The 15,619-nt window shown below is 67.9% G+C and carries 14 protein-coding genes; 6 read left to right on the forward strand and 8 right to left on the reverse strand.

Going from position 1 to position 15,619, the window contains the following annotated elements:
* Positions 1 to 4 precede the first annotated feature (4 nt).
* The 8 genes from PX653_RS07620 to PX653_RS07655 all read right to left on the reverse strand — a co-directional run bounded on the left by PX653_RS07620 (position 5) and on the right by PX653_RS07655 (position 7,522).
* A complete protein-coding gene (locus PX653_RS07620; protein ID WP_277417295.1) occupies positions 5 to 262 on the reverse strand; it encodes a hypothetical protein in 258 nt (85 codons plus the stop codon).
* Between the two features lie 75 nt (positions 263 to 337).
* Entirely contained in the window at positions 338 to 1,618 is a 1,281-nt protein-coding gene (locus PX653_RS07625) for a flavin monoamine oxidase family protein (RefSeq protein ID WP_277417296.1), read from the reverse strand.
* 23 nt (positions 1,619 to 1,641) lie between these two features.
* Entirely contained in the window at positions 1,642 to 2,211 is a 570-nt protein-coding gene (locus PX653_RS07630; protein WP_277417297.1) for a thioesterase family protein, read from the reverse strand.
* The gene (locus tag PX653_RS07635; protein ID WP_277417298.1) at positions 2,211 to 3,002 is read right to left on the reverse strand and encodes an enoyl-CoA hydratase/isomerase family protein; all 792 of its coding nucleotides are present in this window, start codon (positions 3,000 to 3,002) and stop codon (positions 2,211 to 2,213) included. Before PX653_RS07635 ends, PX653_RS07630 begins: the two co-directional genes overlap by 1 nt.
* Before the next feature lie 21 nt (positions 3,003 to 3,023).
* Positions 3,024 to 3,953: a diiron oxygenase gene (locus PX653_RS07640; RefSeq protein ID WP_277417299.1), complete on the reverse strand. Its 930-nt coding sequence runs from the start codon at positions 3,951 to 3,953 to the stop codon at positions 3,024 to 3,026.
* Positions 3,954 to 4,027: 74 nt separating this feature from the next.
* Positions 4,028 to 5,716, reverse strand: coding sequence for a long-chain-fatty-acid--CoA ligase (locus PX653_RS07645; protein ID WP_277417300.1), 1,689 nt, complete (start codon positions 5,714 to 5,716; stop codon positions 4,028 to 4,030).
* On the reverse strand, positions 5,706 to 6,212 hold the full coding sequence (locus PX653_RS07650) for a winged helix-turn-helix transcriptional regulator (protein ID WP_277417301.1): 507 nt from the start codon (positions 6,210 to 6,212) through the stop codon (positions 5,706 to 5,708). Before PX653_RS07650 ends, PX653_RS07645 begins: the two co-directional genes overlap by 11 nt.
* A 422-nt stretch (positions 6,213 to 6,634) precedes the next feature.
* Positions 6,635 to 7,522 (reverse strand): hypothetical protein, encoded by an 888-nt coding sequence (locus PX653_RS07655; RefSeq protein ID WP_277417302.1) that lies wholly within the window; start codon positions 7,520 to 7,522, stop codon positions 6,635 to 6,637.
* Between the two features lie 203 nt (positions 7,523 to 7,725).
* On the opposite strand from PX653_RS07655, the gene PX653_RS07660 reads away from it, so the two are divergent.
* The 6 genes from PX653_RS07660 (at position 7,726) to tssA (ending at position 15,576) form a co-directional block, all read left to right on the forward strand.
* Positions 7,726 to 8,574 (forward strand): M15 family metallopeptidase, encoded by an 849-nt coding sequence (locus tag PX653_RS07660; RefSeq protein ID WP_277417303.1) that lies wholly within the window; start codon positions 7,726 to 7,728, stop codon positions 8,572 to 8,574.
* A 112-nt stretch (positions 8,575 to 8,686) separates the two neighbouring features.
* Positions 8,687 to 8,845 carry a hypothetical protein gene (locus PX653_RS07665; RefSeq protein ID WP_277417304.1) on the forward strand — a complete coding sequence of 53 codons (159 nt, stop codon included), beginning with the start codon at positions 8,687 to 8,689 and terminating at the stop codon, positions 8,843 to 8,845.
* 28 nt (positions 8,846 to 8,873) lie between these two features.
* Entirely contained in the window at positions 8,874 to 12,743 is a 3,870-nt protein-coding gene (gene tssM / locus PX653_RS07670; protein WP_277418540.1) for a type VI secretion system membrane subunit TssM, read from the forward strand.
* Positions 12,740 to 13,726, forward strand: coding sequence for a type VI secretion system-associated protein TagF (gene tagF / locus PX653_RS07675; protein ID WP_277417305.1), 987 nt, complete (start codon positions 12,740 to 12,742; stop codon positions 13,724 to 13,726). Before tssM ends, tagF begins: the two co-directional genes overlap by 4 nt.
* Before the next feature lie 2 nt (positions 13,727 to 13,728).
* A complete protein-coding gene (locus PX653_RS07680) occupies positions 13,729 to 14,517 on the forward strand; it encodes an OmpA family protein (RefSeq protein ID WP_277417306.1) in 789 nt (262 codons plus the stop codon).
* Between the two features lie 18 nt (positions 14,518 to 14,535).
* Complete coding sequence (gene tssA, locus PX653_RS07685) at positions 14,536 to 15,576, forward strand: type VI secretion system protein TssA (protein WP_277417307.1); 1,041 nt, start codon at positions 14,536 to 14,538, stop codon at positions 15,574 to 15,576.
* Positions 15,577 to 15,619 lie beyond the last annotated feature (43 nt).

Here is a 15,619-nt window from a genome sequence, read left to right on the forward strand (position 1 = left end):
TCGGTCAGCGCGGGGGGCCGAACAGGTGCATGCCGAACAGCAGCCCGGCGCCGTACACCAGCAGCGCGGGGAACGTGCCGAAGGCCGCGGCGGCAAATACGATGGCGGGATTGAACAGCAGGAACGGCACCCGGCCTTCGTCGACGGTGCGCAGCATGGCCTGGCCGGCCAGGACCGCCAGGGCCAGCAACGCCGCCCAGCCAAAGCGCGCCCGGGGCGACAGGCCGGCCAGGGCGCGCAGCAGGCCGCGATTTCTAAACATACAGCTGGTCTCCACGCCGACTTGGGTGGAGAAATTGTACCGCGCCGCCACGTGCCCGTGCGCCCGGCCGGGCGCTCAGGCGTGCGCGCCGCCGCCAAACCCCCGCCGCACCAGCGCACGCGCCTGGCGCGCACTGTGTTCGACGGTCTCGAAATGCAATGCGCCCCCGACGTACCAGACCTGCCCTTCGCCCTGCAGTGCAGCAACGCGCTCGAAGAAGCGTGCCTGCAAGGCCGAGCCATCCACGTGCGGGAAGTAATCCCACTCGCGCCGCAGCGCCACCCGCTCGAGCCGGCCGCCCTGGCGGGCGATGTCGTCGGCCAGCAGTGCCGTCAGCGCCTCCGGCGCGGCCGTGCGCGGCGCCAGCTGCCAGCCCAGGTACATGGGCAGCGCCGGGTTGCGGTTGGCCCACGCATTCATGTGGCCGCAGCGCGCCGCGACTTCATTCTCGTGCAGGAACAGGAACTCGCCGGTCGCCAGGCCCGTGGCGGCAAACGCGCTGACGACGTAACGGTGGCTGCGCAACTGGCCGAACAGCGCGCGCTCCGTCTCCGTCAGCGCCATGAACGATGCCACCGTGTGCAGGGGGGCCGCCACGATCGCCGCCGCGAACGTGTGCCGGGTCCCGCCGGCCGTGATGCGGACGGTGCCATCCGGCGCCCGCTGCAAGGCCGTCACCGGGGTCTCGAGACGCACGTCGAGTTCCCTCGCCAGCGCCTCCCACAGCCCCTGGAAGCCGTGCGGGAACATGAAGAACTCGCCGGGCCCCAGGCCGCCCTGCCCGTCCGGGCGCAGCAGCCAGCCGATCAGTTTCATGTAGTAGTACGCGGGCACGCTCTCGTAATAGCCGTAGCCGAAACCGACCAGCGCGCCGCGCGCCAGCTCCGCCACCGGGGTGAAGCCGTGCAGCGCCGCATAGCGCTCGAACGGCAGGTGCAGGTCGTCGCCTAGGGCGGCGAGGTCGCTGTCGTTGAGTACCGCGCAACGCTCCAGCGCGACGGCATAGGCCGCGACGGCGCGCCCGATCGTCGGCCCATCGTACCGGCTGGCCAGGAAGCCCGCGGCGTCGTGGCGCCGGCCTTGCTCGTCGAGATAGTGCTGCGGCACGGGATACGCCGCGGTCTCGATGCCGAGGCGGCGCGCCAGACCCAGCACCAGGTCGCACTCGGCCGAAGCCAGCACGGCCCCCATCTCGACGATGCCGGCCGGCGACGCGACGGAACAGACCTTGCCGCCGACGCGCCGGTCGCCCTCGAACACGACGACGTCGGTGTAGCCCAGCTGGCGCAGCGTGTCGGCGGCGCACAGCCCGGCCGGGCCGGCGCCCACCACGGCGATCGGTTCGTTGCGGTTCATGGGGTCTCCCATGCCCTCTCCTTTCATGCAATCTCCCGTTGCGGCGAATCCAGCGGCGCTACCGGCGCCTCGTGCGCTGCGCGCAGCATCCGGTCCGCCTCGATCCACGCCGCCAGCGCCGCCGGCATGGGCGGCGAGACGGGGTCGACGCCCAGCACGCGGCACATCTCGGCGCTGCCGACGACGCCTTGCGGGCCCACGATGCCGCCGCGGCCGTGCCCCGAGGCGACCACCCGGCCGTCGTGCACGAAGGCGTAGCGCACATAGGCCCAGCGCTCGTCCCAGCAGTCGATGGCGAAGCGCAGCGTGTAGCGCCTGAACGGCCGCAGGCCGCGCCGGAACGCGATCATCGAACCCGTCATCATGGGCCGCCAGCGCTGCCGCAAGGCGTGGCCGACGAAGCCGGCACGCGTCATGTATTCGACGAGTGCCAGGTCGACGATGGTCAGGTAGCGTCCGTTGTTCATGTGGCCGTTCAGGTCCAGGTCGTTCGGCAGTACCGTCAGGCGCAGCTCGATCGTCTCGCCCAGCCGGATGCGCGGCTTGCGCCGCGCCCGCAGCCAGACCAGCAGCAGGCGCCAGTACAGGTTCATCAGCCGGCGACCGCTTCGGCCGCCGCCGCCGCCGGGGCGGCACGGCGTGCCTGAGCGGCGACGTGGCGCAGCACGGCCTGCGTTTCCGGCTGCAGGAATGCGTCGACGAACGCCTCCAGCGGCAGCGCGTCCACGTCGGCGAACTGGCTGGCCAGGTCGTTGCGGGCAATCGCGCGCGTTTCGAACATGCCGCGCCGCGGCAATGCCAGCAGCTCGCGCAGGCGGCTGGCGGCCGTGTCCACGACCCGCGCCGGATCGGCCAGTTCATCCACCAGGCCCATGGCAAGGGCCTGGTCCGGGTCGAGCATGCGGCCGAACACCAGCAGCCGCTCCGCGTTCAGCGCGCCCACCACGCGGCGTACCGCGTAGTGGAAGCACTCCGGCAGCGCGACGCCGACCCGCACTTCGTTCAGGCCGACATGCCACGCGCCGCGCGCCATCACGCGGTAGTCGCAGAACACGGCCAACAACGTGCCGGCGGCCATGCAGTGGCCCGTGACGGCGGCGAAGATGGGCACGGGCGAGCGCGCCATCTCGGCTGCCAGCAGGAACACCTGCTGCCAGTACTCGCGTACGTCGACACGGTCGCCGTCGAGCAGCGCGGCGATGTCGACCCCGGCCGAGAAGACGCCGGGCACGCCGGACAGCAGCACGCCGCGCTGGCCGCTGTCGCGGGCATCGGCCAGTGCCCGGCGCAAGGCACGCAGCAGGCCGACGTCGATCAGGTTGATGGGAGGACGGGCGATGCGCAGTTCGGTGATGCTGGCATCGTGGGCGAGGATGTCGAGCACTTCAGGTCTCCGTTAGGTAGCTTACGCCTTGATGATGTTGTATTTCAGGCACCATTCGCGCACGTCGCGGAAGCGTTCCGCATTGAGGCGCTGGTTGTTCGGCGAGTTGCGCACGGCCTCGATGGCGGCCTTGTCGTCCGGCTGGATCGGGAAGTGGAACGACGTATGGCGGGCGATCTCCGGCATGTACGTGTACTCGGCCAGCAGGAAGCCGTAGCCCTTCTGGAAGAACTCGCACATCTCGTCGATCTCGGCGCGCGGCGCGGTGGCGAAGTAGTTCTCGCAAACGGTGCGGGCAAAGGCGATGTGGCGCAGTTCCTCGGTGTGGTGCTCGCGGAACATGGTGCGGGTCAACGGGTCGATCTCGTCGGTCTGGGTCTGGAAGATCGAGTTCAGCTCGGCGAACCATTCAATCAGGAGGTTCCAGCAAACGCCGTAGACGGGGTGGCGCCCGGCCAGCTGGTTCTCGAACAGCGAGTAGTTCGGAATGTTCTCCGGGTGGCTCCACATCTTCAGGTTGGCCGCCTGCAGGTAGCGCCGGAACATCAGCGTGTGCACGATCTCCTCGCGCGAGAACACCAGCATGTACTCGCGCACGTCGTCGGCCAGCGTGCCATGGTACTTGTTGACGTAGCCGACGTACAGCTCGGGCAGCGTCTGCTCCAGCCAGATGAAGTACGACACGTCGCGCCCCGTCTCCAGCCACAGCACCTCGTTGCGCTGCGCCGGCGTCAGCATGTCCCAGTACTCGGTCCCGTAGATCCAGCTCGACTCGGCGATCTTGGGCGGCTTGGAGAAGTCGATGCCGGTTTCCCAGTCGACGACCTTGTCGAGGAACAGCAGGTTGCGGTGCGAGGCATTGATCAGCGTGCGTACCTTCTGCTGGCTGCGGGCATCCAGGACGATCGGGCTGGCGGCGGGTGCGGCTGGGGTGGCGGTGGAAGCTTCCATACTTGTCTCCTTGGTGTTGGTTGTTCGAACAGGACAGCGTGGGTAAGGCTGGGTGATGCGTGGGGCCTTGCGCGTCAGGCCGCGACGGGGTTGTCGCGCAGCTCGCGCCGCAGGATCTTGCCGACGTTCGTCTTCGGCAGGGCCTCGCGGAACTCGATGTACTTGGGCTTCTTGTACCCGGTCAGCTGCTCGCGGCAGTAGTCCATCAGCTGCGCGCTCGTCAGGGCGGGATCCTTGCGCACGACGAACAGCTTGACGGCTTCGCCGGAAGCGGCGTCCGGCACGCCCACGCAGGCGCATTCGAGCACGCCGGGATGGGCCGCGATGACACCCTCGATCTCGTTCGGATAGACGTTGAAGCCGGAGACGAGGATCATGTCCTTCTTGCGGTCGACGATGCGCACGTAGCCCCGTTCGTCCATGATGCCGATGTCGCCCGACTTGAAGAAGCCGGACGGCGTCATCACGCGCGCCGTTTCGTCGGGAAGGTTCCAGTAGCCGCTCATCACCTGCGGGCCGCGGATGGCAATCTCGCCGGCCTGGCCGAGCGGCACGGGAAGGCCGTCGTCGTCCACGATCGCCACCTCGGTGGACGGCACCGGCAGCCCGATGGTCCCGGTGAACGTGGTCAGGTTCGGTGGGCACAGCGTGGCCGTGGGCGACGTCTCGGACAGGCCGTACCCTTCCAGGATGGGGCAGCCGGTCAGCTTCAACCAGCGGTCGTTGACGACCTGCTGCACGGCCATGCCGCCGCCCAGGGTGATGCGTAGGCCGGTGAAGTCGATCTTCTCCAGGCCCGGCTGGTTCAGCAGCCCGTTGAACAGCGTGTTCACGCCCGGGAAGAAATTGACGCGGTACTTGGCCAGCTCGCGCACGAAGCCCGGCATGTCGCGGGGGTTCGGAATCAGGATGTTCATCGCCCCCCAGCGCGCGCCCATCAGCACGCAGGCGTTGAGCGCGAGGATGTGATACAGCGGCAGCGCGCACACGGTGACGGGCCCGCCATCGGCGCTGACATCGCCCAGCGCCGGGACCGACCAGGCGTCGTTCTGCAGCACGTTGGCGATGACGTTCCGGTGCGTGAGCGTGGCCCCTTTCGACAGGCCGGTGGTACCGCCCGTGTACTGCAGGAACGCGATGTCCTCGTGCCCCAGCGTGACCGGCGGCAGCGTCTGGCTTGCGCCTTCGGCCAGGGCGCGCTTGAACGGCACGGCATCCGGCAGCGCGAAGGCCGGTACCAGCTTGCGTACCTTGCGCACGACGAAGTTGACCAGTGTTCCCTTCGCCAGGCCCAGCATGTCGCCCATCGAGCCCACCACCACGTGCCGGATCGCCGTGCGTGCCAGCACCTTCTCCAGGGTGACGGCAAAGTTCTCCAGCAGCAGGATGGCCTCGGCGCCCGAATCGCGCAACTGGTGCTCCAGCTCACGGGGCGTGTACAGCGGATTGACGTTGACGACGGTGCAGCCGGCCCGCAGGATCGCGGCGACGGCGATGGGATACTGCAGTACGTTGGGCATCATCACGGCGACCCGCGCCCCCTTGCCCAGCCCGCGCTGGCGCAGCCATGCCGCCAGGGCGCGCGAGTGCCGGTCCAGCTCGCGGTAGGTCAGGAAGCGGTCCATGCAGGCATAGGCGCGGCGTTCGGCAAAGCGCTCGAACGACTCCTCCAGCAGCTGCACCAGGGAACGGTATTGGTCCGGATCGATCGTCGCCGGCACCCCGGCGGGATAGGCCTTCAGCCAGATCGGTTCATTGGTCATTGTTATTGGTCTCCTCTCTCATGCGCATCAAAGCGTGCGTGCTGTCCGACGCGGCGGGCCCCGCCACCGTCTCGATTTCCTCCGGCGTCAGCACGCGGCCGTCGGCCGAGACGATGCGCACGCCCTGCACGGGCAGCCCGGTGGCCCGCTCGACCATAGTCAGGCGCGCACCGTCGTCGTGCGGCACCCACTTCTCGCCCCACAGCGTCATCGCGGCCAGCACCGGATACAACGAATAGCCCTTGGGCGTCAGCCGGTAATGCACCACGCGGGCATCGGTGGTCGACGGCTCGCGCGTGAAAATGCCGTTGTCGACCAGCCGACCGAGCCGGCGGGTCAGCACGTTCGTGCTGATGCCGAGATGGCGCTGGAAGTCCTGGAAGCGGGTTACGCCGCAAAACGCATCGCGCACGATGACGAACGTCCACCACTCGCCGACCTGCTCCAGGGTCTGGGCGATCGGACAATTCATCTCGACGAAGGAGCCTTTGGTCATGCTGGTTTCTTTGGTAAATATGCAATTTACTGTAGGGAATTCACTCTCTTTAAACAAGTGAATTTTTAGATAGAGCACTCTAGGTATTCTTTGCGACAGCGTAGGGAGGACTATGTTAGGGCGAGGGCGCGCGTGGGCGCGGCGAGCCGATGCGCGGAACGCGACCGCGCGCCAAGACGCGGGCGCTCGGCGCGCTATCTGCTCCGTTGTGGGGGATTTTCTACCGGGCCCGGCCGGCAATGCGGGCAATGCGTCGACGGTCGGCACGGGGCCGGCCCGCGAACTCCGCCGTGGATGGCGCGCGAGGTGCGCCCGTACGAGATCGCGGCCGCGCCGGGCGCCGTCGTGGTCAGTGGACGTTCATGGGGGTGGTGGCGCCGCAACGGTCAGCACGCAGGCGCTGCGCCCGAGCGGCGCGCCGGTCAGGAGTCCGCCGTGGCTTTTCGCTTGGCTCGCGCCTTGCATTCGCGTTCATTCTTCGCGATGTTGGAGCACAAACGGGCACGGCACTGCTCCGCGCCCGCGGCGTTGTACTGGCGGCACGCCTTGAGCTGCTGCGCCGGCGTGCTCTTCTTTGGCATGTGGCTGTTTGGCTGCACGTGCGCCATCAGCGCGGCCAGCACCGTCGCGTCCTTGTCCTGCGGCGGTTGCCTGGGCTGGGGCGTCGCTTTCTGCTTGTCCTTCGCCGCCTTGTCCTTCGCGGCCTTCTTCTTCGCCTCGGCCTTCGCCTTTTCCTTCTCCTTTTCCTTCGACGCGGGCCTGGTCCTTTCGGCCTTGGGTGCATCGGCCGGCTTGCTGCTTGGCCGTTCCAGCGCCTGCGTCAACGGATCGGGGCGCGCGGCCACCTTGGCGCTCGGTGCCGCCAGCATCTCCTTCAACGACGGCTGCTTGTCCGGCGGTGCGCTGCTTGCCGGCGTCTCCTGCAGAATGGCCGCCGTCGACACGTCCGACTGCGCGGCCGGCGCCGGTGCTGGCGCTGCGGCCACGCGCGGCGCGGGCGGCACCGCTACCGCCGCGACGCTTTCGTCATCGGGCACGCTGGCCATCCACGCGAGCGTACCGCCGGCCAGCGCGATGACGCCTGCGCCCAATGCGCTCCACAGCGCCAGGCCACGGCCCGGCTTGCGCGGTGCGGCCGCCGCCCGTGCCGCGGGCCGGGTCGGCCCGGCTGCCTTCGCCGGCTTGGCGGGCTTGGCCGCCTTGCCGTCCAGGGCGCCCAGCACACTGCGCCCTTCCGCCGCTCCCTGCTGTTCGGTCGACAGCAGGCTGGGCCGGCCACCGCCGGCGGGGCGATCGTCTTTACTGACCACGATATACTCCTTGCTTATTTTGTATTACTTTTTCGATTACTTTACAGGAGTCAAGAACAAAAGGCCCCATCTTGAGAAATATTTTTTGCGCAAGGCCGATATTTTATTCAATTGTGCGAGACATTGCTATAACGGTAAGTTATACTTGAGAGCAATGCTTTGAAGATACGAACAATACTCCGTTGCTGACTGGAGAAGTGGCTGTGTGGCTGCTGGCGATAATTCTTTATTTTGTACTGGCCTGTCTCGTCAGCTGGATGATCCTGTTCCCCGCCGGACGCGAGTTCATGCTGAACGGACTGGGGGCGGCCGCCCGCCGCCTGCGGCGCGGCGCGGGCGAGCTCGCGCAACGGCGCCTGCGCGAGGCCGAGGCGCTGCGCCACGGCGGCACCGCGTCGGTCGGCGCGCTGGCGGCGTTCCTGCGCCGCCATTACCTGTTGTGCGCCGGCGGCATCGCGCTGATCTGCCTGCCGCCCTTGCTGGCCATCGTGCTGGGCAGCCGTTCCACCTTGAGCGGCTACGAAACCTCCACCCGGGAAGTCAATACACAGGTCGCGGAGCTGCTGCAGGGTGAGCAGCTGGTGCCGCCGCCGTCCCTGCCGCCCCTGGTGTTTGCGCAGGCGCAAGCCGAAGTCGCACAGGAGCGCCCGCTGCTCGTGACGGCGAGCCGCGACTGGGGCATGATGCACGCGGAGTACACGCAGCGCCTGTTGATGGTCTTCAAGATCATGAAGGAAAAACACGGGTATGACATGGCGATCCTGGAAGGCTACCGCAGTCCCGAACGCCAGAACCGGCTGGCGGCGATGGGATCGAACGTCACCAGCGCGGCCGCCTACCAGAGCTGGCACCAGTACGGCCTGGCCGCCGACTGCGCGTTCCTGCGCGACGGCAAGCTGGTGATCACGGAAAAGGATCCGTGGGCCATGCGCGGCTACCAGCTGTACGGCGAGGTGGCGGAGTCGCTGGGCCTGACCTGGGGCGGGCGCTGGAAAATGATGGACTTCGGGCACACGGAACTGCGTCTGCCCGGCGTGATGAGAAGAAAATAGGAGTAACCGACATGGCAGGACCTTTGATTACACTTGGCGACAGGACGTCCTGCGGTGCGACGCCGGTCGCGCCGCGCCAGGGCCCCGTCGGCAAGGTGTGACGATGCCGACAATGCTGGCCCCCGTCCCGGTCGGTGCCGCCAGGCAGCCGGCCGCGCTTGCGCTGGCCGGCCGCGCCGCCGCCCGGTGCGGCACGCCCGTGCCCGGCATTGGCACGCCCCACCCGTTCCGCCGTGACGCCGCCTTCCTGGCGCCAGGCACCGAAGTATGATCTACCCCGCGAAAACGACTCTCATATGATGCAAAAAACCTGGGAAATCCTGACATCGCGCCGCAGCCTGATCGTGATCGGCTGGCTGGCCTTTGCCGCCACCTTGTTCATTGCGGCCACCCTGCTGCAATGGCCCGCCAGCGTGCCGTGGACCGTCATGGCCGTGGCGCTTGTGTTCGGCGCCATCGTCTGGCTGTGGCGCCGGTACCGGCGCCGCCAGCGCGCCGACCAGCTGGGCGACATGCTCGAGCAGCAGGCCAAGGTGCCGGTGCAGGCCGACGCCGTGCACCGCCAGGAAACGGAAGTGATCCGCAAGCGCCTGCTGGAAGCGATCGGCACGATCAAGAGTTCCAAGCTGGGCCAGCTGTCCGGCGACGCGGCGCTGTACGAGCTGCCGTGGTACATGGTCATTGGTAACCCGGCGGCCGGCAAGAGCACGGCGATCGCCAGCTCCGGCCTGCAGTTCCCGTTTGCCGACAGCAAGGTCGTGCATGGCGTGGGCGGCACCCGCAACTGCGACTGGTTCTTCACCACCGAAGGCATCCTGCTCGACACGGCGGGGCGTTACTCCGTCGTCGACGAGGACCGCGCCGAATGGTTCGGCTTCCTCGACCTGCTGAAGAAGTACCGCAAGAAGGCGCCCATCAACGGCGTCATCATCGCCGTCAGCATCGCGGAGCTGACGCGCAACCGCCCCGAGTTCGCCATCGAGCTGGCCAAGAACCTGCGCCAGCGCGTGCAGGAGCTGACCGAGCGCCTGGAAGTGCACGCCCCTGTCTACGTCGTGTTCACCAAGGCCGACCTGATCACGGGCTTCAACGAATTCTTCCAGGACAGCGAGCGCAGCGAACGCGATCGCGTATGGGGCGCCACCCTGCCCTACAGCCAGAGCGCCACGTCGGAACAGCTGCTGGACCAGTTCGACACGCGCTTCGACGAGCTGTACGACGGCCTGAAGGACCTGTCGCTGGCCAATATGTCGCTGCAGTGGCGCGAGCGCATGCCGCCCGGCGTGTTCACGTTCCCGCTCGAATTCTCGTCCATCAAGCCGGCGCTGCGCTCGTTCATCGCCACGCTGTTCGAGGAAAACCCGTACCAGTTCAAGCCCGTGTTCCGCGGCTTCTACTTCACCAGCGCGCTGCAGGAGGGCGAGACCGTGTCCGCCTCGTCGCACCGCGTGGCGCAGCGCTTCGACCTGCGCATGCAACCGCAGCAGCATGAGGAACAGCACCAGCAGCAGGGCTATTTCCTCCTCAACCTGTTCCGCAAGGTGATCTTCGCCGACAAGGACCTGGTCGCGCAGTACGCCAGCCCGGCCAAGACGCGCGTGCGCTACGCGATGTTCTTCGCGGCGATGGCGTTCGTCGGCCTGGCGCTGGGCGGCTGGAGCTGGTCGTTCATGAACAACCGCCAGCTCGTGGCCAACGTGCAGGCCGACCTGGACCAGGCCATCAGGTTGCAGCAGAAGAGCATCGACCTGCAATCGCGCCTGCAGGCGCTGGAGATCCTGCAGGACCGCATCGAGCAGCTCGACCGCTACGAGGACAGCCGGCCGCTGTCACTGGGCTTCGGCCTGTACCAGGGCGACGTGTTGAACCGCAAGCTGCGCGAGGAATACTTCAACGGCGTGCGCGAAGTCATGCTGAAACCCGTCGGCCAGTCGCTCGAGACGTTCCTGGCGGAGGTCAACAACAACGCCGCCCAGCTGCAGCCGATGACGAAGCCGGTGGCCGCGGCCAACGGTGCCGCGCCGGCCAGCGGCGCCGACAGCGCCGCCGTCAACAACGGTGCGACGCAGTTCAAGGATGCGTCGCCGGCCAGTGCCGAGGACGCGTACAACGCGCTCAAGACCTACCTGATGCTGACCGATAAATCGCGTGCCGAGGCCGCGCACCTGAACGACCAGCTGACCCGCTTCTGGCGCGTCTGGCTCGATTCGAACCGGGGCGCCATGCCGCGCGAACAGATGATCCGCAGCGCCGAACGCATGATCTCGTTCCACCTGGCCCAGGTGTCCGACCCGGCCTGGCCGCAGCTGGAAGGCAAGCTCGCGCTGGTCGACCAGACCCGCGACAACCTGCGCCGCGTGGTGCGCGGCATGCCGGCGCGCGAACGCGTGTATGCCGACATCAAGGCGCGCGCCGCGACCCGCTTCCCGTCGGTGACGGTGGCGCGCATCGTCGGCGAGCAGGACAAGGACATTGTCCTCGGCAGCTATGCGATCCCCGGCACGTACACCCGCGCCGCGTGGGAGGGCTTCGTGCAGGAAGCGATCAAGGAAGCGGCCAACCACGAGCTGCAGGCGGCCGACTGGGTGCTGAAGACGTCGTCCAGCACGGACCTGACCCTGGAAGGCAGCCCGGAACAGATCCAGAAGTCGCTGACGGAACTGTACAAGAACGACTACGCGAAGGAATGGACCAAGTTCGTGCAGGGCGTGACGATCCGCGACCTGGACGGCTTCGGCGCCGCCGCGGCGGCGATGAACCGCCTGGGCGACCCGCAGAATTCGCCGATCACCAAGCTGGTGACGACCGTGTACGAGCAGACCTCGTGGGATAACCCGTCGCTGCTGGACGCGGGCATCCAGCGCGCCCAGCGCGGCATCAGCGGCTGGTTCCGCGAGACGATCCTGCGCCAGAAGCCGTCGCAGGTCAACGTCAACCTGCCGAGCAATCCGGTGCAGAACGCGGCGCTGCCGCTGGGCCCGGTCGGCCGCGAGTTCGCCGGCGTGGCGCGCCTGGTGGTCAACAAGGACAACACCTCGCTGATGCGCGGCTACATCGAGCAGATGTCCAAGCTGCGCGCGCGCCTGAACCAGATCAAGAACCAGGGCGACCCGGGTCCGGGCGCCAAGCAGCTGATGCAGCAGACGCTGGACGGCACCGGCTCCGAACTGGCCGACGCGCTGAAATACGTCGACGAACAGATGCTGGTGGGGATGACGGACACGCAGAAGAACGCCATCCGCCCGGTGCTGGTGCGCCCGCTGATGCAGACGTTTGCCGTCATCGTCAAACCGACCGAGGCGGAGATCGACAAGGTCTGGCAAGCCCAGGTCGTACAGCCGTTCAACAAGAACCTGGCGTTGAAGTATCCGTTCGCGCCCGATTCGCGGCTGGAGGCGACCAATGCCGAAATCGGCGAGATGTTCGGTCCGGAAGGCGCGATCGCCAAGTTCTTCAATACGACGATCGGCCCGCTGGTGGTACGCCGCGGTGACGTGCTGAGCGCCAAGACGTGGGCCGACATGGGCATCCACCTGGAGCCGTCCGTCGTGACGAGCTTCCCGGGCTGGGTGGCGCCGCTGTCGGCCGGCGGCGTGGCCAACCAGGCCGCCGCCGCGCCGAGCGAACCGCAGACGCTGTTCGACGTGCAGGCGCTGGGCGCCACCGGCGCGACCGAGTTCACGCTGGAGATCGACGGCCAGGCGTTGCGCTGGCGCGGCCAGCCGCAGCCATGGGTCAAGATGCGCTGGCCGAACCCGTCCGGCATGCCGGGCGCGCGCATCAAGGCAATCGCCCCAAGCGGCGCCACCGTCGTACTGCTGGACGAATCCGGCCGCGACGGCCTGCGCAAGATGATCGACGCAGCCCGCCGCACCCGCCGTGACAATGGCGTGTTCGAGCTGGCCTGGAGCAACAGCGGCGTTACCGTGACGGCGAACCTGAAGATCGTCGGCCAGACCACGCCGCCGCCGCAGGCCGCCGTGCCGCAGTCGGGCACCAACTTCAGGCGCCTGCGCCTGCCGGAGACGATCATCGCGGCCGCCCCGGCACCGGCACCTGCGCCGATACCCGCGCCGGGTGCGCCTGCCCCGGCGCCTGCCGCGCCGACGCCGGCCACGCCGGCGGCACCGCTGCGCAGCGCCGGCGCCACCGTCGGAGCGATGCGATGACCCGCGGCGTCACGCCGATCTCGGTCGGCTACTTTGGCAAGATTCCGACCCGCGGCGACTTCGTGAAGGCCAGCGACAGCCCCGCGCTGATCAAGGTGCTGGACGACTGGCTGTCGCAGGCGATGGACCTGATGAGCACCGATGCGCGCTGGCGGTTGCACTATGACGCCATCACGCCGCTGCATTTCGCCTTCGTCGGCCCGCGCCGGCGCCACGCGATCGGCGGCCACATCGTGGCCAGCACGGACCAGTCCAGCCGGCGCTACCCGTTCATGATGATGAGCGCGATGGAGGTGTCGGACCCGAGTGCCTTCGTGCCGAACGCGCCGCTGGTGCTGACGCGACTGTGGAACCGGCTCGAGGCGATGACGGTGGGCGTGCGTGCCGCCGGCGAACCCACGATGGCGCTGCAAAGCGCCACCAGCCAGCCGATCGAGCTGGACCTGGGCGCGGCCGCCTACGATGCCGCCTTCGAGGATTTCCTGGAACTGCAGACCGTCGGCGCGCTCGATGCGATGCTGGCGCAGGCGGGCTACCAGGCATCGGCACGCCAGATCCTGCTGGCCCTCGGCATGCTGCTGCAGCCGGTCATGGCCAGCAGCTCGAGCCGGCTGGAGAAAAGCCTGGTGCTGCCGCTGCCGGAAGATCCGATGTACCGCAACCTGGTGGCGGCGTTCTGGATGCACCTGATCACGCCGTTCCTGGTGCGCGCCGACTTCGAACTGGCGCTGTTCGTCACGCGCATCGCGGCCAGGCCGGCGCTGGTGCTGGGATTCTCCGGCGCGTCGGCACAGACGCTGCGGGCCATCATGGACCCGCAGGCGGCGCTGGAGCGCCACATCGACTTCGACCAGCTGGACTGGGTGGAAGAGCAGATCGACACCGACTACGGAATCAAGAAGCTGTCCACCTACCTGGCGCAAGGCACCCTGTCACTCAAGTCCGCGCTCGACTCGGTCGGCACGGCGTTTATCGGAACCTGAACATGCGATTCATCTCCACCATCGTCACCGCCGCGACCCTGGCCGCCTGCGCCGCGGCCGCGGCCCAGAACGTGGCACCGGCCCTGGCGACGCCCGAGCCGGGCCAGGTCACCGTCAGCGGCACCGTGCCGGACGATGCCAGCAAGGCTGCCGTGCTGGCCAAGCTGCGCGAACTGTACGGCGCCGACAAGGTCGTCGACCAGATCGCCATCGGCCCCGTGTCGATGCCCGCCAACTGGAACAACTACGTGCAGAAGCTGATCACGCCGGAACTGAAGCAGATCAGCAAGGGCCAGCTGAAGATCGACGGCAGCACCGTCAGCCTGCGCGGCGAAGTGCCCAACGAGGCCCTGCGCCAGCGCATCGCCAGCAACGTGGCCACCAGCCTGAACCCGACCTATACCGTCAACAACGGCCTGCGCGTGTCGGCCGCCGACCAGGCCATCCTGGACAACACACTGGCCAACCGCACGGTCGAATTCGAAAGCGGCAAGGCGACCCTGACGCCGGCCGGCAAGGTCATCGTCGACGAGATGCTGGCTGCCCTGCTGAAGATGAAGGGCCGCAAGGTCGAGATCATCGGCCACACCGACAGCGCCGGCCTGCGCTCGTCGAACCTGGCGCTGAGCCAGGCGCGCGCCGACACCGTCAAGGCCTACTTCGCCAGCCATGGCCTGAACGGCGACCTGCTGACGGCCACGGGCCAGGGTCCGGACCGCCCGATCGCCAGCAACGACACGGCAGACGGCCGGGCGCGCAACCGCCGCATCGAATTCCGCATTTCCCAATAACCCTTTGCAGAGGCCCTAATGTTCACTGCCGAACAGTTATTAATACCGATCAGCGACAGCAAGCCATGCGGCGAGGACATGGCGTTCTCCGCCGAGCTGGACGCCATCGCCCACGCGCGCAAGTTCGACGATCCGTCGCTGGCCCAGGGCGCATGGGAAACGGAACTGAAGGAAGCCGACTGGGAGTTCGTCGTCACCCGTTGCGTCAAGCTGCTGGCGGAAAGGAGCAAGGACTTGCGCCTGGCCGTGTGGCTGACCGAGGCGGCCGCCAAGCAGCATCACCTGCGCGGCCTGGGCGAAGGCTTCCGCCTGCTGGCCGGGCTGTGCGACACGTTCTGGGACCTGGGTCTGTATCCGGAAGCGGAAGACGGCGACAACGACCAGCGTATCGGCAACCTGTCGTGGATCCTGGCGCGCACGCGCACCCTGCTGCGCGAGCTGCCGCTGACGGAGGGCCGCGGCACCGCGTTCTCCACGATCGACTTCGAGGCCGCCCGCAAGCGTGCCACCGCGGGCGAGGAAAACGACCAGTCGGGCGCGCCCAAGCTGGCCGACATGGAAGCGGCCAAGGCGCGCACGTCGCCCGCGTTCCGCGCCAAGTTCACGGCCGATGCGCAGTACTGCCTGGACGCGTTGCGCCAGCTGGAACGCGCGGCGGACGCGCGCCTGGGGCAGGACAGCCCGGGCTTCTCGCAGGCGCGCGAAGCCGTCGAGGCAATGGTGCACCTGATGCCTGCGCCGGTGAGCGAAACCGCGCCGAGCGCCGAAGCCGTGCTCACGACCCAGGACGGCGGCGCGGCCCCGCAGGCGCCCGTCGCGGTCGGCACCGGCACGCAGGAAGGCCCGATCCGCACGCGCGCGCAGGCGATCGCGCAACTGCGCGCGGTGGCGCAATTCTTCCGCGAGACAGAACCGCACAGCCCAGTTTCCTACTTTGCCGAGAAGGCCGCCGCGGCCGGCGAACAGGACCTGCACACGTGGCTGCGCTCCGTCGTCAAGGACCAGGCTTCGCTGGCCCATATCGAGGAGCTGCTGGGCGTGCCGCCAGCGCAGAGCTGAACTGACGGTAATGCTCAACCGGCCCGCAAGCGGGCCGGTTGAC

The sequence above is a fragment of the Pseudoduganella chitinolytica genome (assembly GCF_029028125.1).
Classification (GTDB): domain Bacteria; phylum Pseudomonadota; class Gammaproteobacteria; order Burkholderiales; family Burkholderiaceae_D; genus Rugamonas; species Rugamonas chitinolytica.

Excerpts from the sequence above, each read along its gene's own strand:
- PX653_RS07645 (WP_277417300.1), bottom strand. The coding sequence starts at position 5,716 with ATGACCAATGAACCGATCTGGCTGAAGGCCTATCCCGCCGGGGTGCCG.
- PX653_RS07640 (WP_277417299.1), bottom strand. The coding sequence starts at position 3,953 with ATGGAAGCTTCCACCGCCACCCCAGCCGCACCCGCCGCCAGCCCGATC.
- tssM (WP_277418540.1), top strand. The coding sequence starts at position 8,874 with ATGCAAAAAACCTGGGAAATCCTGACATCGCGCCGCAGCCTGATCGTG.
- PX653_RS07620 (WP_277417295.1), bottom strand. The coding sequence starts at position 262 with ATGTTTAGAAATCGCGGCCTGCTGCGCGCCCTGGCCGGCCTGTCGCCC.
- PX653_RS07680 (WP_277417306.1), top strand. The coding sequence starts at position 13,729 with ATGCGATTCATCTCCACCATCGTCACCGCCGCGACCCTGGCCGCCTGC.
- PX653_RS07625 (WP_277417296.1), bottom strand. The coding sequence starts at position 1,618 with ATGAACCGCAACGAACCGATCGCCGTGGTGGGCGCCGGCCCGGCCGGG.
- PX653_RS07665 (WP_277417304.1), top strand. The coding sequence starts at position 8,687 with ATGCTGGCCCCCGTCCCGGTCGGTGCCGCCAGGCAGCCGGCCGCGCTT.
- PX653_RS07650 (WP_277417301.1), bottom strand. The coding sequence starts at position 6,212 with ATGACCAAAGGCTCCTTCGTCGAGATGAATTGTCCGATCGCCCAGACC.
- PX653_RS07630 (WP_277417297.1), bottom strand. The coding sequence starts at position 2,211 with ATGAACCTGTACTGGCGCCTGCTGCTGGTCTGGCTGCGGGCGCGGCGC.
- tssA (WP_277417307.1), top strand. The coding sequence starts at position 14,536 with ATGTTCACTGCCGAACAGTTATTAATACCGATCAGCGACAGCAAGCCA.
- tagF (WP_277417305.1), top strand. The coding sequence starts at position 12,740 with ATGACCCGCGGCGTCACGCCGATCTCGGTCGGCTACTTTGGCAAGATT.